Annotated in this window: 19 protein-coding genes; 5 read left to right on the top strand and 14 right to left on the bottom strand. The window is 72.8% G+C overall.

Features of this window, described 5'->3' with window-relative positions:
- Nucleotides 1-3: 3 nt before the first annotated feature.
- Nucleotides 4-984 carry a TIGR03557 family F420-dependent LLM class oxidoreductase gene (locus AC2AXK_RS00390; RefSeq protein WP_484343352.1) on the bottom strand — a complete coding sequence of 327 codons (981 nt, stop codon included), beginning with the start codon at nt 982-984 and terminating at the stop codon, nt 4-6.
- A 179-nt stretch (nt 985-1,163) separates the two neighbouring features.
- Here AC2AXK_RS00390 and AC2AXK_RS00385 point away from each other — a divergent pair, with 179 nt between their 5' ends.
- Nucleotides 1,164-1,457: a hypothetical protein gene (locus AC2AXK_RS00385; protein ID WP_484343351.1), complete on the top strand. Its 294-nt coding sequence runs from the start codon at nt 1,164-1,166 to the stop codon at nt 1,455-1,457.
- 30 nt (nt 1,458-1,487) lie between these two features.
- On the opposite strand, the gene AC2AXK_RS00380 is transcribed toward AC2AXK_RS00385, so the two are convergent.
- Nucleotides 1,488-2,666: an MFS transporter gene (locus AC2AXK_RS00380; RefSeq protein ID WP_484344227.1), complete on the bottom strand. Its 1,179-nt coding sequence runs from the start codon at nt 2,664-2,666 to the stop codon at nt 1,488-1,490.
- A gap of 220 nt (nt 2,667-2,886) precedes the next feature.
- Here AC2AXK_RS00380 and AC2AXK_RS00375 point away from each other — a divergent pair, with 220 nt between their 5' ends.
- Complete coding sequence (locus AC2AXK_RS00375) at nt 2,887-3,456, top strand: RNA polymerase sigma factor (protein ID WP_484343350.1); 570 nt, start codon at nt 2,887-2,889, stop codon at nt 3,454-3,456.
- 36 nt (nt 3,457-3,492) lie between these two features.
- Nucleotides 3,493-4,815 carry a hypothetical protein gene (locus tag AC2AXK_RS00370; RefSeq protein WP_484343349.1) on the top strand — a complete coding sequence of 441 codons (1,323 nt, stop codon included), beginning with the start codon at nt 3,493-3,495 and terminating at the stop codon, nt 4,813-4,815.
- 71 nt (nt 4,816-4,886) lie between these two features.
- Here AC2AXK_RS00370 and AC2AXK_RS00365 read toward each other — a convergent pair whose 3' ends face one another.
- Nucleotides 4,887-5,405 (bottom strand): DUF3806 domain-containing protein, encoded by a 519-nt coding sequence (locus tag AC2AXK_RS00365; protein WP_484343348.1) that lies wholly within the window; start codon nt 5,403-5,405, stop codon nt 4,887-4,889.
- 109 nt (nt 5,406-5,514) lie between these two features.
- On the opposite strand from AC2AXK_RS00365, the gene AC2AXK_RS00360 reads away from it, so the two are divergent.
- Nucleotides 5,515-5,955 carry an OsmC family peroxiredoxin gene (locus tag AC2AXK_RS00360; protein ID WP_484343347.1) on the top strand — a complete coding sequence of 147 codons (441 nt, stop codon included), beginning with the start codon at nt 5,515-5,517 and terminating at the stop codon, nt 5,953-5,955.
- Between the two features lie 89 nt (nt 5,956-6,044).
- Here the strand turns inward: AC2AXK_RS00360 and AC2AXK_RS00355 are convergent, their stop codons facing one another.
- The 4 genes from AC2AXK_RS00355 to AC2AXK_RS00340 form a co-directional block, all read right to left on the bottom strand.
- Nucleotides 6,045-8,633 (bottom strand): ABC transporter permease, encoded by a 2,589-nt coding sequence (locus AC2AXK_RS00355; protein ID WP_484343346.1) that lies wholly within the window; start codon nt 8,631-8,633, stop codon nt 6,045-6,047.
- The gene (locus tag AC2AXK_RS00350; RefSeq protein ID WP_484343345.1) at nt 8,633-9,445 is read right to left on the bottom strand and encodes an ABC transporter ATP-binding protein; all 813 of its coding nucleotides are present in this window, start codon (nt 9,443-9,445) and stop codon (nt 8,633-8,635) included. Before AC2AXK_RS00350 ends, AC2AXK_RS00355 begins: the two co-directional genes overlap by 1 nt.
- A gap of 271 nt (nt 9,446-9,716) precedes the next feature.
- Nucleotides 9,717-12,308 (bottom strand): ABC transporter permease, encoded by a 2,592-nt coding sequence (locus AC2AXK_RS00345; RefSeq protein WP_484343344.1) that lies wholly within the window; start codon nt 12,306-12,308, stop codon nt 9,717-9,719.
- Nucleotides 12,308-13,117 (bottom strand): ABC transporter ATP-binding protein, encoded by an 810-nt coding sequence (locus AC2AXK_RS00340; RefSeq protein WP_484343343.1) that lies wholly within the window; start codon nt 13,115-13,117, stop codon nt 12,308-12,310. Before AC2AXK_RS00340 ends, AC2AXK_RS00345 begins: the two co-directional genes overlap by 1 nt.
- 191 nt (nt 13,118-13,308) lie before the next feature.
- Between AC2AXK_RS00340 and AC2AXK_RS00335 the strand changes: the two genes are divergently transcribed.
- Nucleotides 13,309-13,578, top strand: coding sequence for a hypothetical protein (locus AC2AXK_RS00335; RefSeq protein WP_484343342.1), 270 nt, complete (start codon nt 13,309-13,311; stop codon nt 13,576-13,578).
- A gap of 60 nt (nt 13,579-13,638) precedes the next feature.
- Here AC2AXK_RS00335 and AC2AXK_RS00330 read toward each other — a convergent pair whose 3' ends face one another.
- The 7 genes from AC2AXK_RS00330 to pnuC all read right to left on the bottom strand — a co-directional run bounded on the left by AC2AXK_RS00330 (nt 13,639) and on the right by pnuC (nt 22,174).
- Nucleotides 13,639-15,243 carry an AMP-binding protein gene (locus tag AC2AXK_RS00330; protein ID WP_484343341.1) on the bottom strand — a complete coding sequence of 535 codons (1,605 nt, stop codon included), beginning with the start codon at nt 15,241-15,243 and terminating at the stop codon, nt 13,639-13,641.
- Complete coding sequence (locus AC2AXK_RS00325) at nt 15,236-15,913, bottom strand: hypothetical protein (RefSeq protein ID WP_484343340.1); 678 nt, start codon at nt 15,911-15,913, stop codon at nt 15,236-15,238. The genes AC2AXK_RS00330 and AC2AXK_RS00325 overlap by 8 nt, the downstream gene beginning before the upstream one ends.
- A complete protein-coding gene (locus AC2AXK_RS00320) occupies nt 15,910-17,676 on the bottom strand; it encodes a hypothetical protein (protein ID WP_484343339.1) in 1,767 nt (588 codons plus the stop codon). Before AC2AXK_RS00320 ends, AC2AXK_RS00325 begins: the two co-directional genes overlap by 4 nt.
- The gene (locus AC2AXK_RS00315; protein WP_484343338.1) at nt 17,673-18,683 is read right to left on the bottom strand and encodes a hypothetical protein; all 1,011 of its coding nucleotides are present in this window, start codon (nt 18,681-18,683) and stop codon (nt 17,673-17,675) included. The genes AC2AXK_RS00320 and AC2AXK_RS00315 overlap by 4 nt, the downstream gene beginning before the upstream one ends.
- On the bottom strand, nt 18,680-20,347 hold the full coding sequence (locus AC2AXK_RS00310; RefSeq protein ID WP_484343337.1) for a MoxR family ATPase: 1,668 nt from the start codon (nt 20,345-20,347) through the stop codon (nt 18,680-18,682). Before AC2AXK_RS00310 ends, AC2AXK_RS00315 begins: the two co-directional genes overlap by 4 nt.
- Nucleotides 20,348-20,444: 97 nt before the next feature.
- Entirely contained in the window at nt 20,445-21,539 is a 1,095-nt protein-coding gene (locus tag AC2AXK_RS00305; protein WP_484343336.1) for an AAA family ATPase, read from the bottom strand.
- Nucleotides 21,536-22,174: a nicotinamide riboside transporter PnuC gene (gene pnuC / locus AC2AXK_RS00300; RefSeq protein WP_484343335.1), complete on the bottom strand. Its 639-nt coding sequence runs from the start codon at nt 22,172-22,174 to the stop codon at nt 21,536-21,538. Before pnuC ends, AC2AXK_RS00305 begins: the two co-directional genes overlap by 4 nt.
- Nucleotides 22,175-22,183: the final 9 nt, after the last annotated feature.

Genomic DNA, 22,183 nt, shown 5'->3' with positions numbered 1-22,183 from the left:
GCGTCACGCGGCTGCGCGCAGCTTCTCCAGCAGGGGACCTGCTGCCTCGTCGAGGAACCGCTGCTGGCCCTCGTCGCCCACCTGGACGACGGCGATGTCGGTGAAACCGGCCTCGAGGTAGGGCAGCGCGGCCTCGACGATCGCGTCGAGGTCCGGTCCGCACGGGACGGACGCGGCGACGTCCTCCGGGCGGACGAACGCCGTAGCACCGGCGAACGCCTCGGGCGTCGGGAGGTTGGCGTTGGCGCCCCAGCCGAGCCCGGACCAGCGGAACTGCTCGTGCGCGCGGGCCACGGCGGCGTCGCGGTCCGGGTCCCAGCACACCGGGATCTGGGCGATCTTCCGGGACGCTGGCAGCGACTCCTCCCTCCGCACCGCGTCCCAGCGCGCGAGCAGGTCGGCGTCCGGCTCCGTGGTGATGAGGTGGTCGGCGATCGGCGCGAACGCGGCGACGGACTTCTCGCCCGACACGGCGACGCCGATCTCCACGGGGGTCTCGGGCACGTCCCAGACGCGGGCGGAGTCCACCTGGAAGTGCGCTCCGCGGAAGTCCGTGACCTTCCCGGTGAAGAGGTCGGAGATGATGTGCAGCGCCTCGACGAGCATCTCGTGGCGCTCGTCCACCGCGGGCCAGCGCTCCCCGACGACGTGCTCGTTGAGGTTCTCGCCCGAGCCGAGCCCGAGCAGGAACCGTCCGTCGGACAGGAGGCCGAGCGTCGCAGCCTTCTGGGCGACGACCGCCGGGTGGTACCGCATGGTCGGGCAGGTGACGAAGGTCATGAGCTCCACGCGCTCGGTGGCGTGGGCGACTGCTCCGAGCACGCTCCATGCGTACGCCCCGTGCCCCTGCGCGGCGAGCCAGGGCGAGTAGTGGTCGCTCGACACCTCGAAGTCGAAGCCCACGCGCTCGGCCGCCACGCCGTACTCGACGAGTGCCTTCGGGCCGGACTGCTCGGTCATGAGGGTGTATCCGAATCGTGTCATCCCACGATCGTCACCGCCGTCGTCGCCGCTCGCATCCGCGGGAAGACGCGGCCCTCCGGTCAACAACACGTAGGGGAAATGTCGGGTTTACACCGTAGTAACCCGATGGAGGGTGAAGGGGAGGGCGAAAGTCTGTGGATGGGTCGGCCTCCGGTGGCGGAGAGAGTAAAATTTCGGATATGCAATCGACTGTCACGTTCCGAATCACCACGCCCGAGGACAATGTCCAGCGGGTGCTCAACCGCCTCAAGCTCAAGGCCCAGTCGGGGTTCGGCGACCAGGGGCGGTTCGTCGACGCCTCCCGGGACACCTCCGCCAAGGAGCCGGCCGTCCGCGTCCGGGTCAACGTCGAGGCGCTCGCCCCGTCCAAGAAGGAGCTCGGCGCCTTCGTGTCGACCCTCGAGGACGTCATGAAGCAGGGTGGCGGCATCAAGGTGAGCAAGATCGCGGTCACCGACGTCAACCCGCTCTGACCTGGGCTCCCGTCGAACAGCCGGCGGGACTCAGGCTGGCGCCGCCCCCTGCGGCGCGGCTGCTCGTGGCACCGACGCCGCGAGGAGGCCGGCCGTGGTCATGAGCACGAGCGCACCGAGCACCACGAGCAGCGGGACCGTCCAGCCACCTGACGCTGTGTGCACCGCCCCGAGGGCGAACGGTCCCGCAGCCGCCGCCGAGTAGCCGATGGTCTGCACCATCGCCGACATCCGCCGTGCCTCCGTCTGTCCCCGGCTGTGGTGGACGATCAGCGTGAAGATCACGGTGAAGTTCCCGCCCTGAGAGATCCCCGCCGCGAACGCCCACACCGGCCAGAGGCCGGGGGCGAGGAGGAGTCCCAGCGGGAGCGTGAGCCACAGGGCGGACATCGTGGCGAACACGGCACGCAACGAGACGCGGCGGGCGACGAGCAGCGGGACCCCCACCCCGCCGACGACCCCTCCGAGCTGGAAGAGCGATGCGGCGCCCCCTGCCCCGCCCGCTGTCATGTCCCGCAGGTCCGCCAGGACCGACGGGAGCCAGGTCGTCATGGAGTAGTACGAGAACGACTGTCCGCAGAAGGCCAGGGTGAGGAACCACGCGACGGGCCTGCGCCACGTCGCCACGGAGGGCGCCGTGCCCGGGAGGGCTCCCGCGAGGAGCGGGACGGTCGTGACAGGGCGGCCGGCGGTCGCCCGCCGCCACACGAGAGCGGCGACGACCATGAGCGTCGCCCACGACGCGAGAGCCCAGCGCCACCCCAGCGCATCGGCGAGCGGCGCGGTGAGGAGCGTGGTCAGGACGCAGCCGAGATTGAGGGCTGCCGTGTACAGGCCGGTGACGATGCCCGCCGACTGCGGGAAGTCGCGCCGCACGAGGGCCGGCACGCAGATGTTCCCCACGGTGATGGCGGCACCGATGAGGATCGTGCCCGCGACGGCCGTCCCGAACCCGCCGGAGGAACGCACGACGGTCCCGAGGAACACGACGGCCAACGACAACGAGATCGCCTTCTCGAGCCCCACCCTGCCCGCCAGGAGGGACGCCAACGGGGCGACGAGCGCGAAGCACAGCACCGGGATGCCGGTGAGGAGCCCGACGGTCTCGCGGGTGACGTCGAGCCCGCGGGCGACCTCGTCGACGATGGGCGCGAGCGCCACGAACGGTCCACGGAGGTTGAGCGCGTAGACGAGGACGGCGGCGAGCAGCAGGCCCGCCGCTGCGGGGCTGCGCAGCGCCCGGGAACGGTCAGGAATGATGGGTCCTTCCAGGGCGACGACGACTCGTCAGGGTACGCCACCGGGCGGGTGCAAGATCGGGCGTGCCCGGCACACAGAGCAGTGACACGACGTGAGATGCAGCACGACGAGGAATGGCCCTCGGCGTGCTCCTGGTTGCCCCGGCAGCCACCGATGCGGGGAGCCGACGATGACGCTGAGCACCGGGACGCCGGCCAGGGAGAAGGCGTGGTTCGACGACCTCTTCCGCGCGCACGCAGGAGCCGTCTTCCGGTTCGTCGTCCGCCGTGCGGCCCGCGACGACGCCGACGACCTCACGGCCGACGTGTTCGTCGTCGCCTGGCGCCGACGCGAGGAGGTGCCCGAGGGATTCGAGCTGCAGTGGCTCTACCGGACGGCGGGGTTCGTCGTGGCGAACCATCACCGCAAGGGTCGGCCCGTGCCGGTCGAGGAGGTCCCGGAGGAGGCGGCGCCGGAGGTCACGGAGCACGTGGTCATCGAGGACCTCGACGTCCGCAGGGCGTTCGCGACCCTCCGCCCGCGTGACCAGCAGATCCTCCTCCTCGCTGCGTGGGAGGGGCTGCGGGGTGAAGAGCTCGCGGGCGCGCTCGGGATCTCGCGGGGCGGGGCCGACGCGGCCCTGTCGCGGGCACGCAGCCGGCTGGAGGACGCATGGCGGGCACCGGTCGACGACGAGCCTCGCGTGGACGTGGCGCCGCCAGCAGCAAGACCGCACGGCGTGACGACACAGACCCGGTAGTGGACACCCACCCCACCTGACACCCCGGAGGTTCTCATGAGCAGCACCGACCCAGCCGCGTCCCGCCCCGTGACGCCCGGGGAGGAGAGCGCCTTCGACCGGTTGGCGGGCGCCGACCCCGCGCGCGACGTCGACCCTGACCTCGCGCGCGTCCGGGCACGCATCGATGCGTCCGAGCACGCTCCCGCGGCTGTCGTGCCACTCACCGGACGTCGGCGTCCGGCCCGGTGGTTGCAGGTCGCCGCGGCGTCGGCCGGTGTGCTCGCGATCGGTCTCGGTGGCTACGCGGTGGGGAACCAGGAAGCCGAGCCGACAGTCGCTGCAGGCGAGCAGAGCCCCGAGCAGCCAGGACCGGAGGACGAGATCGCGTCCGGAGCAGCGCAGCCGGGGGCCGCGGACGAGCGGCATCTCGCCGGCCCGGACGCGGGAGCAAGCATGGCGGACATGGCCTGGTACGGCGGCCGCACCGTGTTCGACTCGGCAGGGCTGTCCACGCAGGCAGCGTCCGCTCGCGCATGGGCGTTCGACGGCCAGGCGCTCTCCTCCGCGGAGGCGGCGGCGCGTGTCGCCGCGGCGTTCGGGCTGACCGACACCCCGACACCGCTCTACGGCCAGTGGCACGTCGGACCCGCGGACTGGACCGGGGCGTTCGTCGACCTCACCGCCGACTCCCTCGGGTCGTTCTCCTTCACCGACACGACCCTCGACCCGTGGGCGGAGGGTGCGTCGGCCGCCCCGCCCGACGATGTCGCGACGGCGGAGCTCGTCGACCTCATGACCACGCTCGGCGTCGACCCGGCGGGGTACGAGATCAGCGTCGACGCCGGCTACGACATTGCCGCCACCGTCGTCCGGGCCGTCCGGCTCGTCGACGGGCAGCAGACCCCCCTCACCTGGGAGGTCATGGTCACCGCAGACGGGATCGCCTCCGCCTACGGCCAGCTCGCCACCCCGGTGGACCTCGGTGAGTACGACCTCGTGAGCCGGCAGGACGCCGTCGCACGCCTGGGCGACCCGCGCTTCGGCGCGGGCGGCATCACCGCGTACGCACGCAACGACGTGGGCGGGATGGTCGAGCCGGCCGACGGTTCGGCGTCGAGCAGCACGCTCGTCGGGCCGGAGCCGCTCGAGGACGGTGCTCCTGCAACGCCCCCCGTGCCGCCGGCACCGGGTGGGACGTTCGCGTGGCCGGTCGACCTCGTGACCATCACGGGTGCGACCCTCACGCTCGGCATGCACACGATGCCGGACGGGGCGAGCGTGCTGCTTCCGAGCTACGAGCTGACCTCGGACGACGGCAGCTCGTGGACCGTCGTCGCGGTCGCGGACGCGCACCTCGACTTCTCGTCGGTCCGCTGACGCGACCCGCTCGGTGGGGAGAGCCGGCGCTCCTTCAGGGCTCCCGCCCGCTGCGCCGCGCCTGACGGGCGTCAGGCGCGTTCGGCGACCCGGCGGGACATCGTGCGCTGCAGCGTCACGCGTGTCTGGTCGATGAACGTCGTCATCCAGTCGCGCTCACCGGCGATCCAGCGCCGGGCGACGGCGTCGACGGGGAAGACCGTGCCACGGCACAGGTCGTCCCGCACGGCCACCGTCGTGATCCGGTTGTCCGCCGCGACCATCCAGTGCGCGCTCATCGAGCGGGCGACGAGGACGTCACCCAGGGCGATGCCGAGGGCCGTGATGACGTGGTTGGGGTTCCACCGGTTGCCCTCCTCGGCGGCGTGCCACGCGCTGGCGTACGTGTCGAACAGCTCGGAGATGACGTGCAGCGACGTGATGTCGACGTCGGGTGCGCGCAGGTGGAGCCGCAGCTCCTCCATCCACACGAGCTCGACGGGCGAGGGGACACGGAGCTCGACGTGCTCGTCGGTCGACGCAGCGGGGCGACCGGTGGCGACGGTCGGGTCGACCGGTCCACCGCTCGGCGTGCGCAGCGGCAGCTTCATGCGCTCCTCATCGGCCACGCGGTCGAGCCGCTTAGCCGAATCGCGACACTTCACCCTCGTGCGGCTACGGTGGTGAGGTCACGCCCCGAACCCACGGAAAGAGGACTCCATGCCTACTCGTACCGCTCGGACCGCCTGGAACGGCACCCTCCAGGACGGTGGCGGCCAGGTCGAGCTGTCGAGCTCCAAGGTCGGCACGTACGACGTGTCGTTCCCCAAGCGTGCCGCGGACGACGCCGGGGGGACGACGAGCCCCGAGGAGCTCATCGCTGCGGCGCACTCGTCCTGCTACGCGATGCAGCTCTCCGCGGTCATCGGCGAGGCGGGCGGCACGCCGGTCGCCCTCGAGGTCGGCGCCGACGTGACGCTCGAGCCGGACCCCGCGGGTGGCTTCCACATCACGAGCATCGCGCTCACGGTCCGCGGCGAGGTCGAGGGCCTCGACGAGGCCGGGTTCCTCGAGGCTGCGGAGAACGCGAAGGCGACGTGCCCCGTGTCGAAGGCGCTCACGGGCACGACCATCACGCTGGACGCCGCGCTCGAGAGGTGAGGCCCCGCTAGAGAGGTGACGCCCGCACGGTGTCAGGCTCTGGTGCACGACGACGTGCCCGGAGAGCCTGACACCGTTCGGGCGGTGGGTCAGTCGATCGTGACGGCCTGGAGGACCGGCAGGCGCGCCGCCCGGACCGCGGGCCACACGGCGGCAAGGACGCCGACCACGACGGCGATCGCGAGCATGATCCCCAGCTGGCTCCACGGCACCACGAGCGTCGTGAACCCAGCGCTCGCGAACACCGTCGGCATCCCTGCGGCGAGGAGCACACCCACCGTGAGCCCGACCACCGTTCCGAAGACCGCGGTGAGGACCGACTCGATCGTGATCGTCCCGGCGAGCTGCATCCTGCCCAGCCCGACGGCACGCATGAGCCCGATCTCCCGGGTCCGCTCGATGACGGACAGGGCGAGGGTGTTGACGATGCCGAGGATCGCGATGACGATCGACAGCCCGAGCAGGGCGTAGAGGATCACGAGGATCTGGTCCACCTGGCTGGCGAGCTGGCTGACGAACTCCTCCTTGTCGAGCACCGTGAGGATCTTGTACGGCCCGACGGCCTCGGTGACGGCATCCTGCAGCTCGGTCACGCTGACTCCGTCGGCAGCCGAGACCATGAGCGTCTCGACGTGCTCGGCGACGTCCGGCTGGATCGTCGGTACCTGGTCCGCGGGCATGACGACGGGCACCGCCAGGGCGGGGGAGCTGATGATCGCGCCGACCGGGAGCGTGAGCTCCCCGGCCTCGGTGCGGAACGTCAGCTCGTCGCCGACGGCCCAGCCACGTGCCTCGGCGTCCGCCTTGTTCACGGCGACCGCACCGGTGGCCAGGCTGTCGAGGCTGCCGGAGAGCGCCTCGGTGGTGAAGCTGCGCCCGAACGACTCGGCAGGCATGCCCAGCACGAACAGGGACTCGCCCTGGTCGCCAGCGGGCGTCTCGTCGTCGGTGATGAACGCCATGCCACCCGTCATGGTGTCGACGAGGCCGACCTCGGGGAGCTCGGAGACGGCATCGACGGCGCCCGACGGGATCGTGAACGTCGCGGACTGCACGAGGAGGTCGGAGAGCGCCTCCGTCTCGACGACGGACCGCATGGAGGCCTGCGTCGAGGCGGCGAGGACGGACGCCCCGCCGACGAGCGCCATGCCGATCATCAGTGCGCTCGCGGTGCTGGCGGTGCGCCGGGGGTTGCGCGTGACGTTCCCGCGAGCGAGCATCCCCAGCGGTCGGAGCGCGACGACGAACGGTGCGGCCATGACGCCGAGCACCGCGCGGGCGAGCACGGGGGAGAGCAGCAGCACGCCGACGACGACGCCGACCGCGCCGTACCCGAGGAGCGACCCGGTCCCGGCGTCCGCATCCGCTGCCGCCCGGGCGACGGCCGCCACGACCGCGCCGGTGCCGCCACCGACGAGCACGAGGCCGAGGATCCCGCGGACCCGCAGGGACGCAGCCTGTGCGGGCGAGTCGTCACGCATCGCTTCGACCGGTGCGACGAGAGCAGCACGGCGGGCAGGCAGTGCTGCGGACGCGACGCTCACGACGATGCCGACGACGAGGGAGATGACGACCATGCCGGTCGTCAGGGGCACGTCCCCGGCGAGGTCCATGCCCATCGACTCGAGGAGCGCCTTGACGACGGTGACGAGCCCGAGCCCGCCCGCGATGCCGATCGCGCCACCGAGCGCACCGACCGCGGCGGCCTGCACGAGGATGGACGCGAACACCTGACCGGGGGACGCACCGACCGCGCGCAGGAGCGCGAACTCCCGCTGCCGCTGCCGGACGGTCATGGCGAACGTGTTGGAGATGATGAACCCGCCGACGAACAGCGAGATCCCCGCGAAGATGAGCAGGAACGTCTCGATGAAGCCGAGCTGGGACTCGACGTCGGCGCCCGCCTCGGCGCGGAGCGTGTCGCCGCTGAGGACCTCGACGGGCACGGCGCTCGTCGTGCCGGCAGTCGCGGCCTCGACCGCGCTCGTGAGAGCCGACGGGTCGGTGCCGTCCTCGCCGTAGACGACGATGTTGGCGACGAGCCCTTCGGGCGCGAACGTCGCGGCGGCGGTCGCCTGGTCGAGGAAGACGATCGTCGCACCAGCCATCGAGGCGCCGAGGTCGACGATCCCGGTGAACGTGGCCTCCTGGAGCGTCCCTCCGAGGACGATCGTCGTCGTGTCGCCGATCTCGAGACCGGAGCTCTCGGCGGTCACGGCCTCGAGGACGAACTCGTCGGAGGCCGTGGGCGCGGCGCCGTCAGCCAGGGTGTAGCTGGGGTCCGCAGCGTCGAAGGCGAGGGCGAAGCTCGGGGATCCGGCGCCCGAGACGACAGCGGTGTCGTCGGCACCGACGAGCACGACGGGCCCGGTGTAGTCGGCGAACGCATGCTGGACTCCGTCGACCTCGGCGACGGTCGCGGCGAGGTCGGCCGGGACGAGCGTCCGGACCTCCCCGGGTGCTGCGCCGGCCGAGGTGAGCTGGGCGGCCTCGTCGGCGCCGCGGATGTACACGTCTCCGGCGTAGCCGGCGTCGACGATCCCGTCGAACGTCGTGGAGAGCATCTCGCGCAGCGCGAAGGTCCCCGCGACGAAGGACACGCCGAGGACGACGGCGAGGATGGACAGGGCAAGACGAACGAGGTGCGCGCGCACGTTGCGCAGGGCGACCCTGAGCATCAGACGGCCACCTTGCGGGTCAGGCTGCCGAGGACCTGGAGGATCGCGTCCGGCGTGGGCTCGGTGATCTCGTCGACGATCCGGCCGTCTGCGAGGAACAGGACGCGGTGCGCGTAGGACGCGGCGACCGGGTCGTGGGTGACCATGACGACGCTCTGGCCGAGGTCGTCGACGGAGCTGCGCAGGAACGACAGGACCTGGCGCGACGATGTCGAGTCGAGGTTGCCGGTGGGCTCGTCGGCGAAGACGACGGAGGGCCGGGAGACGAGGGCGCGGGCGCACGCGACGCGCTGCTGCTGTCCGCCGGAGAGCTCTGCGGGCCGGTGCTTGAGGCGGTCGCCGAGCCCGACGGCCTGGACGACGGCGTCGAGGTGGGCGCGGTCGACGGGCTTGCGGGCGATGTCGAGCGGCAGGGTGATGTTCTCGGCGGCGGTGAGCGTCGGGACGAGGTTGAAGGCCTGGAAGATGAACCCGAGCTGGGTGCGGCGCAGCTTGGTGAGCTGGCGCTGGTTCATGCTGCTCACGGTGAGCCCGTCGACGACGACCGTGCCGGACGTCGGGGTGTCCAGGCCGGCCATGCAGTGCATGAGCGTGGACTTGCCGGAGCCCGAGGGACCCATGATCGCGGTGAATCTGCCGCGCTCGAAGTCGACGTCGACGCTCGCCAGGGCGTGGACCGCTGTCGAACCCTTGCCGTAGGTCTTGACGAGCCCGCGGGCTGTCGCGATGGCGCCCGTGGCGTCGCCGGGAGCGCCGACTGGTGCCGCACCGGCACCTGGGCCAGAACGGACGGGAGCGGAGGAAGCGGACATCGGCGAACTCATCTCTCGGGAGCGGCGTAGAGCTGGAAAGGTGCGCGGGGCTGCTGCTCGTCGGGAGACCGGCAGCCGTGCCGCGTCGTTGATTCCATACTGGCCGCACCGTGAGGTCCGTGGCGATAGGGGACCCCCCTGAACTCACCCTGAGGTTGTCCCCCGACCGCCCCGGGAGGGTGTGCGCACGATGAGCGTCGGGGCCCCACAGCGTCAGACCCTGGTGCACGTGTCCGTGCACCAGAGTCTGACACCGTGTGTGGGGTGGGGGTCAGTCGACCGTGACGGCCTCCAGGACCGGCAGGCGGGCCGCGCGGATCGCCGGCCACGCGGCCGCGAGCACGCCCACCACCACAGCGATCACGAGCATGAGACCCAGCCTGTCCCAGGGGATGAGGAGGGTGGAGATGCCCGAGCTCGCGAAGACGGTCGGGATCCCGGCTGCGAGGAGGACACCGACCCCGAGTCCCACGACGGTGCCGAACACCGCGGTGAGCACCGATTCGATGGTGATCGTCCCTGCCAGCTGGGCCCGGCCGAGGCCCACCGCGCGCATGAGCCCGATCTCCCGGGTCCGCTCGATGACGGACAGGGCCAGGGTGTTGACGATGCCGAGGATCGCGATGACGATCGACAGTCCGAGCAGGGCGTAGAGGATCACGAGCAGCTGGTCCACCTGGCCGGCGAGCTGGTCGACGAACTCCTCCGTGTCGAGCACCGTGAGGACCTTGTACGGGCCCACGGCGTCGGTGACTGCGTCCTGCAGCTCGGTGAGGCTCACACCGGCGGCGCCGGAGACCAGCAGCATCTCGACGTGCTCTGCCGCATCAGGCTGGATCGCCGTGATCTCGTCGTCCGGGATGACGACGGCCCCGGTGAGTGCCTGGGAGTTGACGACGGCCCCGACAGGGAGGGTGACCTCTCCGGCCGGCGTGCTCAGGGTCAGCTCGTCGCCGACCTTCCAGCCGTTCTCGTCCGCCTCGGCCTTGCGAACGGCCACCGAGCCCGTGTCCAGGCTCCCGATGTCGCCGGACAACGCCTTGGTGGTGAAGGTCCCGCCGAAGGCGTCGGCAGGCATCCCGACGATCATGTGCGAGTCACCCGCCTCGCCGGTGGGAGTCCCCGAGTCGGCCACGAACGCCGTGCCCCCGGTCATCGCGTCGACCGCGTCGACCGCAGGGAGCCGGGTGACGTCCTCCACCGCGCCGGAGGGCACCGTGAACGTCGCGGACTGGACGAGCACGTCGGCGAGGACCTCGGTCTCCACGACCCCGCGCACGGAGGCCTGCATCGAGGCTGCCGCGACGGATGCCCCACCGACCAGCGCCATGCCGATCATGAGGGCGCTCGCGGTGCTCGCCGTCCGTCGTGGGTTACGGATGACGTTGCCCCGGGCCAGCGAACCGAGCGGCCGGACGGCGGCGACGAACGGAGCTGCCATGACCCGCATGGCAGCACTCGCCAGGACCGGCGCGAGCAGCAGCACGCCGATGACGACACCGAGGGCGCCGAGACCGAAGAGCGAGCCTGTGCGGGCGTCCTCGTCGGCTGCGGCCTGTGCGAGCGAGGCCACCACCGCTCCCGTCCCGCCTCCGAGGAGCACGAGGCCGACGATGCCGCGCAGCCGCAGGGATGCCGACTGACCCGGGCTGTCGTCACGCATGGCCTCCACCGGGGCGACGAGCGCCGCCCGCCGCGCGGGCAGGGCCGCCGACGCGATGCTCACGCCGATACCGACGACGAGCGAGACGACGACCATGGTGGAGGTGACGGGGATGGACCCCGTGAGCTCCATCCCCATGGTGGTGAAGAGGCCCTTGAGGCCGGTGACGATGCCGAGCCCGCCGAGGATGCCGAGGGCGCCGCCCAGTGCGCCGACGGCGCCGGCCTGGACGAGGATCGAGGCGAACACCTGGCGCGGCGAGGCGCCGACGGCCCGCAGGAGCGCGAACTCCCGCTGCCGCTGCCGAACCGTCATGGCGAACGTGTTGGAGATGATGAACCCACCGACGAACAGCGAGATCCCCGCGAAGACGAGCAGGAAGGTCTCGATGAAGCCGATCTGGGACCGGATCTGCTCACCTGCCTCGGCGCGGAGGGTGTCGCCCGTGAGGACGTCGAGAGCTGAGCCGCCGCCCGGGCTCGTGGCGGTCGCGGCCTCGACCGCGCTCGCGAGAGCGACCGGGTCGGTGCCGTCCTCGGCGTAGATCGTGAGGGTCTCGACGAGGCCCTCCGGTGCGAACGTCGCCGCTGCGGTCGCCTCGTCCAGGTAGACGAGCGTGGAGCCCGTCGTCGAGTCGCCGAGGTCCACCGTGCCGGTGAACGTGGCGTCCGTGAGGACACCGCCGAGCACGATCGTCGTGGTGTCGCCGATCGTCAGCCCGGAGGATTGCGCCGTGGCGGCCTCGAGGGCGAACTCGGTCGGCCCGGTGGGGGCTGTGCCGTCGGTGATCGCGTAGGTCGGGTCGGCCTCGTCGAAGGCGAGGGCGCGACTCGGCGCGCCGCTGCTGCTGACGACCGCCGTGTCGTCGGACCCGACGAGCACCACGGGGCCGGAGTAGTCGGCGGCGGCGTGCTCGACGCCGTCGACCTTCGCGGCCACGGCGGCAAGGTCTGCAGGGATCGGTGCCCGGGTCTCGGCGCCTGCGGCGCCGTCCTGGTCGCCGGCTGCGGCCTGGTCGATGCCGCGGACGTAGACGTCACCGGTGTTGCCGGCGTCGACGATGCCGTCGAAGGTCGTCGTGAGCATCTCGCGGAGCGACAAGGTCCCGGCGACGAAAGACACCCCGAGGACGACGGCGAGGATGGAGAGGGTGAGGCGCACGAGGTGCGCGCGCACGTTGCGCAGGGCGACCTTGAGCATCAGAGGGCCGCCTTGCGTGTGAGACCGGTGAGGACCTCGAGGACCGACTCCGGCGTCGGGTGCAGGACCTCGGCGACGATGCGTCCGTCTGCGAGGAACAGGACGCGGTGCGCGTACGAGGCGGCGACCGGGTCGTGGGTGACCATGACGACGCTCTGGCCGAGCTCGTCGACCGAGCGGCGGAGGAAGGTGAGGACCTCCCGCGAGGCGGTGGAGTCGAGGTTTCCGGTGGGCTCGTCCGCGAAGACGACGGAGGGCCGGGAGACGAGGGCGCGGGCGCACGCGACGCGTTGCTGCTGTCCGCCGGAGAGCTCGCCGGGGCGGTGGGTGAGGCGGTTGCCGAGCCCGACGGCCTGGACGACGGTGTCGAAGTGGGCGCGGTCGACGGGCTTGCGGGCGATGTCGAGCGGGAGCGTGATGTTCTCGGCGGCAGTGAGCGTCGGGACGAGGTTGAAGGCCTGGAAGATGAACCCGAGCTGGGTGCGGCGCAACTTGGTGAGCTGGCTCTGGTTCATGCTGCTCACCGTGAGGCCGTCGACGACGACCTCACCGGATGTCGGGGTGTCCAGGCCGGCCATGCAGTGCATGAGGGTCGACTTCCCGGAGCCCGAGGGGCCCATGATCGCGGTGAACTCACCGCGAGCGAAGTCGACGTCGACGCCGGCGAGCGCCTGGACGGCGGTCGAGCCCTTGCCGTACGTCTTGACGAGGCCGCGGGCGGTGGCGATGGCGCCTCCGGCGGGAGTGGTGCCCCGGCCGGTGGCCGCGGCCCTCGTCACGGAGGGTGCAGATGCGGAGGAACTGGACATGGGGAACTCATCTCTGGAGGCAGGTGCGGGATGTGTGAGGAAGCGGAGTGGCGTACGACTGTCGGAAGCCGGACATCCGGTGCGCTCCGCCGCTATGTCCATCCTGGCCGGATCGCCCGGTCTGTGGCGATAGGGGAGTCCCCTGAACGCACCCTGAGGTTTTCCCCCGGACCACCTGAGAGGATGTGCCGGTGACGAGCGCCGAGAACGACCCGCAGCGCGCCGCGTTTCGTCGGAAGTTCAACGAATACTGGGGCCAGGGTGACCCCCCGCAGACCCCGGCCGACCTCTACGACCCGCTCGCGGACGCGCTCGGCGACGCGTGGGGCGCCCGCCGAGGCGTGGAGGCCGCGGTCGACGAGATGACGGTCGTCCTCGACCGCCTCTGGGGCGGCCGCCTCACGCCACGGGCACGCGCGCGGCTGGTCGAGTGGCTGACGGGGCCCGACTCAGGGCTGTGACGGCTGGCGGATGCGCGGGCCGCCCACGGCCCGGGGTGCGGCAGCGGGCTCGTGCTCGGCTCAGGTGTCGAGATCGCTCGTGAACCGGCGCTTGGAGCCGGCGGCGAGCTCGTGCGGGTCGGCGACGACCGTGTGCGTGACGTCGCGCCCCAGGAGGCGCTGCAGGGCGGACGCTGCCGCGACGACGTCCGTCGCGGCTCCCGTCGCGGGGAGACCGGCGAGGTGCACGCTCCCCGCGCCGTCCTGGTGCAGGTGCCAGGCGGCGAGGCCGTAGGCCTGGAGCAGCTGGGTCGCGTCGACCGACGGCACCCACGCGCCCGTGCTCGTGCGGTACCGCACCGGCGAGCGGCCCTCGAGACCGAGCAGCGTCGTCGTCCAGGTACCGTCCGGCTGCTGGTCACGGCGCAGCGCCGCCTGGTCCCCGGTGCGGTAGCGCACGAGCGGCAGGTAGGGGTTGTCGTCGACCGTGACGACGACCTCGCCGCGCTCGCCGTCCGGCGTGGGTTCGCCTGCGTCGTCGAGGACCTCGACGTGGAGGCGCCGCGGCAGGACGAGGTGCTCCGTCGGTGCTCCCGGACCGTCGGCGCCGGTGGGGTCCCACGCGAGGAGCCCCGCCTCGCGGGTCCCGTACACGTCGATGACCGGCACGCTCCACCGGTCCACCGCGCCCGCGCGCGCGGCGGGCGTGAGGTGCGCCGCGCCGGAGAACACGACGAGCGGGCTGAGGTCGAGGCCCGGCAGGGCCAGCAGGCTGAGCAGCGCGGTCGGCGCCGTGCTGATGACCTGCGGGTTCGTCCGCTCGAGGAAGGCCGCGCGGTCCGCGGGGTCCCGCCACGCGGCCGGGTGCAGGTTGATGCGTGCCATGAGCGCCTCGGAGTGCGCGGTGAGGGCCGACGCATAGGTGAAGGCAGCCCGTTGGTCGACGACGTTGACGAGGCCGAGCCGGTCGGGCACCGGCTCCCAGCGGACACCGACGCGCGCCGCCATCTGCCGGAACAGCACCACCTCCGTCGCCGTGGACAGGGGGTGCAGGGGAACGACGAGGGAGGCGCCGCTGCTGCCGGAGCTTGACCCCTCGAACGCCCGCTCGAGCGGGACGTCGACCGGGACGAAGGACGCGACGTCGGACATGAGGTCGGCGCGGGTGACCGGCCGGAACGCGGCGAGCTCCGCGGGCACCGGCCCGTCGCGCCGGGCGAGCGCCCGGTACCGGGGCACCGTGCGCTGGACCCGGTCGAGGAACGCGGGCAGCCAGCCCGGTTCCGGTGCGTGCGGGGCGCGCGGCGCATCCGGGCCTGACGCCGGGGCGGAGCGGGGCAGGTGCTCGCCTGCCTCGAGCCGCTCGGCGATCCGCTGGAGCTCGACGAGGTCGTCCGTGGTGAGGCGGTCCCCGCACTCGTGGACCCAGTCGGGCGCGCGCGGGTGGTGCGTGACCTCCCCGAGACGAGCGTGCCCGGCCGGTGAGAGGGTCGGCCACCGTTCGCCGGGCGTGAGAGCGACGGACGCCCGGGGCGCGTACTCGGTGAGCGCCGGGTCCGGAACGCCACGAGGGAGGGCGGCCTCGTCGGCCCCCTGTGCTGACGCTCCGGGCTGTGCTGACGCCCCGTTCTGTGCTGATGCTCCGGGCTGTGCCGGCGCCGCGGGTGCTGGCGACGGCTCAGACATTGCTCACCTGTGCCGCGGCCTCCCGTGCCCGCTGCTGCCGCAGCTGCTCGGCGAACTCGGCCGAGCGGCGGGCCTCCTCGGCCATCTGGGCCAGGACGTGGCGTTGGATCGCGGTGCTCACGGTCTGCCAGCGCGCGTCGGCGGCGGCGGCGGTCTCGCCGGCGGGGTGCAGGCCCACGGCCCGGAGGATCCCGCGGGCGGCTTCCTCCCGGGTCGCGGTCGTCGTCGGCCACGCGTGCGGGTCGAGCGCAGGGGCGAGGGCGGACCCGATCGTGTACACGGCTGACACGGCCCACCTCGCGCGCTGCTCCGGCGCGACGTACGGCACGCCGGAGCCGTCATGGGCGGCGTGCACCGCCGGGTCGAGCAGCACCCACGACGTGAGCGCGGCCGAGCGGGCCCGGAGGTCGGCGACCGCCGGGTCTGTCTCGATGAAGAACGCACGCAGGTACCGCAGGTCCCCGCGGCTGAGCGTCGCTCCCGGCGCGATCATGGCCGCGGCGTCGGCCACGATCGCCGGTGCCGCCGCGGGGCGCACGGACCCGGGCGCGGGGACGCAGTCCGCCGGAGCGAGGGTGAGGCGTTGCATGACGTCGCGCAGCGGCGGGCCGGGCTGCGTGCCGCGTGCCGGGTCGAGGAGACCGTCCTGGGAGTGCCGTCCTGTCGTCATGCGTCCTGTCCCCACAACCGGCGCGCGAAGTCGCGCGCGAAGGTGATCATCTCGTCCCAGCTGCTCACGCCGTACACGTCGTACCCCGGGGCCATCGCGGCGTACCGCGCGGGGGAGCGGGTGTTGAGCACGAGGGTCCCGCCACCCCCGGCGGCGCGCACGGCGCGCGCGGCGACGGTGGCGTGCGCGTCGTAGTCCTCGGGAAGCTTCCCGTGCCCGTCGGTGAACATCGTCACGACGCCGTCGTCCGAGATGACAGCCACGTGGCACGGCCGTCCGCCGGGTGTCTCGAGGTGTGTGCGCTCGAGCAGCTGCACGGGGAAGGAGGTGCCTCCTCCGAAGTGCGCGACGATCGCGCCGAGGACCGCGTCGGTGTCATGTGTGAACCCCTCGGTCCCGGCGATCTGGTGCGGGCCGCTCCATGTCGTGGCCTGGACGCGGGCGCCGGTGCGCAGCGCGGACAGGGCGAGGATCGCCCCGGCGAGGGCGACGGGGGCGCCGTCGCGTCGCGGGTCGGGCATGGACCCCGAGGAGTCGAGGTAGAGGTCGAGGTCCACGGGCAGGAGGGCGACGTCGGCCGCCGACTCGGTCTCGTAGTGGCGCCGACGGGTCGTCATGCCGGGGATGACGACGGGTGAGGCGAGCGTCGTCGCGGTCCAGTCGACGTCGGCGAGGTCGTCGCCCGTGTCCCACACGTCGTGCCCACCGAGGAGGGGCTCGGGTGCCCGTTGCTGACGGCGGACGGGGAACGGCACGAGGTGCTGTGCGGCGTGCTCGCGGTACCAGGCGATCGCCGCGTCCCGCGGGTCGGCCACCGCGCCGAGCGCCTGCAGCGCTGCCGCGTAGTCGGCCGGGCTGAGGGAGTTGCTCGTCGACTGCGGACCCGCCTGGTCCTGCGGCGGTGCGTCGGTGGTGCTGCTCCCGCTCGTCTCGCCGAGGTCCCCCACGACGCGGCGGTCGAGCGCGGGGTGCTGCGGTGCGCGGGTCGCACCGGGGTCGGTGGCGAGCCCGGGGATCGCGGTGCCGGGGCTCTCGTGCTGGTCGCACCACGTGCCGTTGCCGCGTCGCCCGTCCGTGCCGCGCGGCTCTGCGCCGGGTGTCCGCAGGAAGGGCCGGACGAGCATCGCGAACCCGCCGACGCCGCCGACCGGGTCGTCGGCGTACGTCCGCACGAGCCGGGCGAGCAGCTGCGCCTGGCCCTCGTCGTGCGGTCCGGGACCGCTGAGCTCACCGGCCGGGACCGACCACAGGATCTCGTCGGCGCGCAGCACGAGACGCATGACGGCGTCGTCCTGTGCGGGCGGTCCGAGGGCGCGCCACACCGCGACCATGTCGACGCCGGCCCTGGACTGGAGGCGGTCGTTGATGAGGAGGTCCGACCACAGGTTCGTCACGAGGGGGATCGCGTCGTCACGGTCGAGGAGACCGAGCCGGGCCTGGGCTGTGAGCCGGCCCGCGGTGAGGAGGTCTCCCGGGGAGAGCACGTGGTGGCCGATCTCGTGCGCGAGGACCGCCACGGCGTGGTCGGTGAGGTGGTGCTCCTCGGCGAGCAGGACGTCGATGTTCACCTCGACCGCGCCCAGGCTGAACCACGCGAAGCTTCCCACGCCGGTGGGTTGCTCGCCGGCGTCCCGCAGCGCCGGTGGGTGCAGCCGCGTGAAGCGCCCCCAGGCGGCGAGCGCGTCAGGCCACGCGGCGAGCCATCGGTCGCGCAGCGCGTCGAGCCCCGTCGTGCGAGCACCTCCGGCGTCGAGACCCGTCATGCGGGCACGAGGACGAGGTCGAGGTGGAACGACGTGGCTCGGCTGACGAGCGTGGCGCGTCCCACCGAGGCGAGCCCGGTGATCTCGTCCTCCCACTCGAGCATCCGCAGGACCTGCGTGGTGCTGGCGACGTCGACCCCGCGGGACGGGGGTGACTGCGGCGTCGTTCCAGGGTCTCGCAGCACCGCGTGCCCGTGGGCGTCGGCGAGCACGAGCCAGCGGCTGCCGTCCGCCTCGACGGCCCACGTCGGGGTCTGCGCGGGGACGACACCCGTGACGACCGCCGGGGCGACCCAGGAGCCGCCGAACCCCCGGAACGCTCCGTAGCGCGCGACGGTGCCCGATCCCGGCGCGCCGGGCCACGTGAAGGGGTCGGCGGTGTTCGCCGCGAGGGCGTCCCGCGGGCTGACCTCCGAACGGGTGAGATCGAGCAGGTGCGCCAGGGCGGCGTCGGGCACGCCGGGGGCGACCGCGAGCGCGGCGCGTCGTGCCCGCACGAGGCCGGAGCGCCACGCTGCCACGGTCCCCGCGGCCCGCAGCGCGTCGTCGCTGTCCAGGTGCGGGCAGGCTGCCGCGAGACGCCGGCCCCACGCGGCGAGATCGGCGCCCCGACCGATGCGCGACGCACCGCTGACGACGAGCGCGAGGGTCGCCCGCGGAGACCGGGCGAGCGGCTCGGGGAGCAGGGGGAGGACCTCGAGGACGACGCGCCGCTCGGCGGACCGGTCGTGCCAGAGGCGGCGGACGGCGAGGTCCCCGACGACGTCCACGAGAGCACGGCAGACCTCGTCGAGCGCCGGCGCGGGCAGTGACGCCGCGAGTGCGGTCACGGTGGGTCCGAGCTCCCGGAGGGCGCGTTCGAGGACGTCGCGCGGGGCACCGGAGGCGCGCGCACGGCCGAGGGAGGCGTTGAACGTCTCCCGCTGCGTGGCGAGCTGGGCCTGCCACGCGCCCTGCTGACCGGCGCACGGCTCGCCCCGGTTCGCGACGGCTGGGTCGCTGGTCACTGGTTCCATCGCAACCAGGACAGGTAGTTGGTGTAGCGCTGGTGGGCGTACTTGAGCACGAGGGCGTCCTCGTAGAGGTGCCCGTAGAGCTTGCGGCCGTCCTCCCAGCCGTCGAGGATCCCCTCGATCCGGGCCATCCGGGACAGGACGACGTCCTCGGCGAGCCCGTCGAGGCCCGCTGAGACCTCGGCGAGCACGTCGCCCACTGGGTCGGACGCGTCCAGCCCGTAGGAGTCGTACTGGCTGCACGCGTCGTCGAACATCGCGCGGATCCACGAGACGCGGTCGGACCGCAACGGCTCGCGGGCGGGGTCGTCGAACACGGGGGACTGCTGGTCGGGCACGAGCTTGTCGTGCAGCACGAACGGCAGGACGGCGCGCAGGTCGTCGAGCCCGACGACCGGGCGCCCCCGGAAGTACGCCATGGCCTTCGCGTACGCGACGAGCGACTGCAGCGCCCGCACGGACAGGCCGTTGAGGGTCTGGGAGCCGATGTCGCTCAGCCGGTCGCGCCCGGAGTCGTTGCGGGCCAGCAGGTGGGGGTCGATGCCCGCGAGGCGCGCGGTGTCCTTGGTGCGGTACTCGAACTGCCACGCCGAGCCCTCGAGGAGCTCGAGCTGGCTCGCGAAGAACTCGAGGCGACGGCGCACGGGCGCGTCGATCCGTACGGTCTGGATCTCGCGGTGCAGGCGCTCGTGCTCGGCGTCGTCGAACACGATCCCCTCGGGGACGGCCTGCTCCGGGCGGATGCCCTGCTCGGCGCGCTCGACGAGCTCACCGAGGAACCGGTTGTTGAAGGGCAGCGCGTGCACGACGACGTCGATGCGGTCCTTGAGGGCCTCGACCACCTGGTAGGTGCCGCCGCCGGCGTCGTCGTTCGCGGTGAGGTACCACGCGGACTCGCCCGTCTCGTAGAACTGGTCGAACACCTCGACGTACCCGTCCGCGAGCACGGTGAGCAGCGCCGACTGGGTGCGGGTGGGGATGCGGTTGTACTCGTCGATGATCTTCACCCGCATGCCCAGCCAGGAACGCCACGCGACGTCGACCTCGGCCAGCGAGCCCGCCTGGACGAGGTCCTTGGGCAGCGGGGTGCCGAACAGGTCGCTGACGGTCAGCTGCGGGTGACCGTGCTGCATCGCGCGGCGCACGTCCTTGACGGGGTACCCGGCGAGCACACCCATGAGGACGGCACTCGCGGTCTTCCCGCGGCCCGGGCCGCCGACGAGCAGGCAGCGACCGCGCACCGCGAAGGTGAGCAGGGGCAGGAGGACGAAGCTCGAGTACGACTGGTCGGACGGCAGCGTGAGGCGCGCCTTGGAGTCGCCGAGGGCGTAGCTCGTCTCGGGCGTTCCCGGTCCGGCGGAGAACTCGACGTCGTAGTGGGGGGAGATGATCGCGTGGTTGACCACCCAGAAGTACGCCTGGCGGAGCTTCTCCGCGAGGTCGACCTGCGGGGCCGGGCCCTGCCCGCTCGTGCTGGCTCCGCCGGGGAAGAGGTCCGCGACGTCGAGGTCGAACGGGTCGGCGCCCGGCCCGTACGCGTCGGCGCGGGGGTGCGGGCGGGTCGGTGCGTCCGAGACGTGCCCGAGCGACGCGTGGTCGCGCGCTGGACGGGCGGTGTCGTGCGGGTGTCCGGGGTCGTCAGCGATGCTCGGGGTCACGTGCCCGAGTGTGCCACTTCCGGGTGCGCGGGCAGCGGAGCACGGACACGTCGTGGCGGACGCGGGACCGGGACGGGGCGGGTACCGGCTGACCTCGTCAGCGAGCGACGACGACGGCGTCCTGCCCTCGCTGGTCCATGGGATCGGCCACCCACCGCGGCCGCGCGAGCAGCGGGTCCACGAGCGCCACGGCCGCCGCGAGGCGCTCCTCCCGCGAGCCGCGCAGCTCGACCCACGGGGCACCGTCCGCCGTCTGTGCCGCCAGGGCCTCCCGGAACCGCTCCTGCATCGCGTGCCGGATGTGCTCGCCGTCGCGCAGCCCGTCCTGGACGAACGGGATCTCGTCGCCGGTGAGCAGGTAGAGATCAGGGACGCGCGCGGCGGCGACCGCTTGGACGCTCGCCGACGGCGCACCCATGTACCGCTCGTGCCAGAGCGTCGTCGCGAAGGCGTCGGTGTCCGCGACGACGAGCGGGACCGGGGTGCGTGCAGCGGCGGCGTCCTCGGTGCGGCACTGCTCGCGGGCGATGAGGTCGAACTCCGCCGTGTGCCAGGGCGCCTCGAGACCGCCGGGCCGGATCTCGGACCACTCCCGCCCGTACTCGGGCACCGGTGGGAGCCCGTAGTGCGCCTGGAGGTCCTCAGCGAGCGTCGTCGTGCCCGTCGACTCCGCGCCCAGCACGACGACGCGTCGGGCGAACCACGCCCGGACCGCCGGGGGCAGGGCCCACCAGTGGGCCCCGGGATCGGCGCGGATCGCGGACCCGGACACGCTCACCGCGGCGCGCCCTGGGTCCACCTGGACCCAGGTCGCGCCGAACCGGCGCTCCATCTCGGCGCCGTACGTGTCCGACGTGAACACCGCGTCGACCGGACCGAACGTCTGGCCGGCGCGGTCGGTGCCGGGTTGCGCGGTGAGCAGGTCCCGCATCGTGGCGATGTGCATGTCCCAGGCGGCGTCGCTCGCATAGTCGACCGGGGCGTCGTCGAGCCCGGTGACGACGTGCGCGCCCGGCAGCTCGTCGCGCAACCACTGCGCGCGCAGCCCGGCGGGGATCGACTCCTGGGAGGCGTACAGCACCTGGACCGTGACGTTCTCGCACCGCGACAGGGCGGTGCGCACGAGGTTGAGGTGGCCGGCGTGCACCGGGTAGAACTTGCCGATGACGAGGCCGTGGGAGAACCGCGTCACCGGGCGTCCGGCCCCGCCTGTGCGGCGGCGGGCTGTGCCCCGGCGCCGGGAGCCGGCTCGCTGCGCGCACCGTCGGGAGCGGCCCGCATCTCCCGCCGCCAGTCCCGCAGCCCCAGCGCGCACAGCCCGATGAACCCGACGTACAGCGCGGCGGTGAGGTAGAGCCCGAGCGAGACGTACATGCCGACGAAGAGGACGTCCGCCGTGATCCAGACCCACCACGTCCCGATCCACTTGCGGTTGAGCATGAGCTGCGCGACGAGGCTCAGCGAGGTCGTGAGGGAGTCCATGACAGGAGCCGACGAGTCGGTCCACGTGCCGAGCACCCCCACGAGCACGAGCACAAGGACGCCCGCGAGCGCCGCTCCGGCTCCCCACACCCACCGCGGTGTCTCACGTGGCACCAGCGCACCGCCGTCGGCCCCGCCACGCAGCCACCAGTACCAGCCGAGCGCCCCCAGCCCGAGGTACACGACCTGCAGCCCGGCGCCCGCGTAGAGCCCCGACGAGGCGAACAGCACGACGTACACGAGGTTGTTGACGATCCCGATGGGGAACGTCCACACGTTCTGCCGCACCGCCAACCACACGCACAGCGCACCCGTGACGAACCCGATGATCTCCTCGACCGACATGGCGACCAG

It is taken from the genome of Sanguibacter sp. Z6_81 (assembly GCF_057180625.1).
The sequence above is the reverse complement of the archived record's forward strand: the minus strand, read 5'-3'. Positions and strand labels throughout refer to the sequence as shown.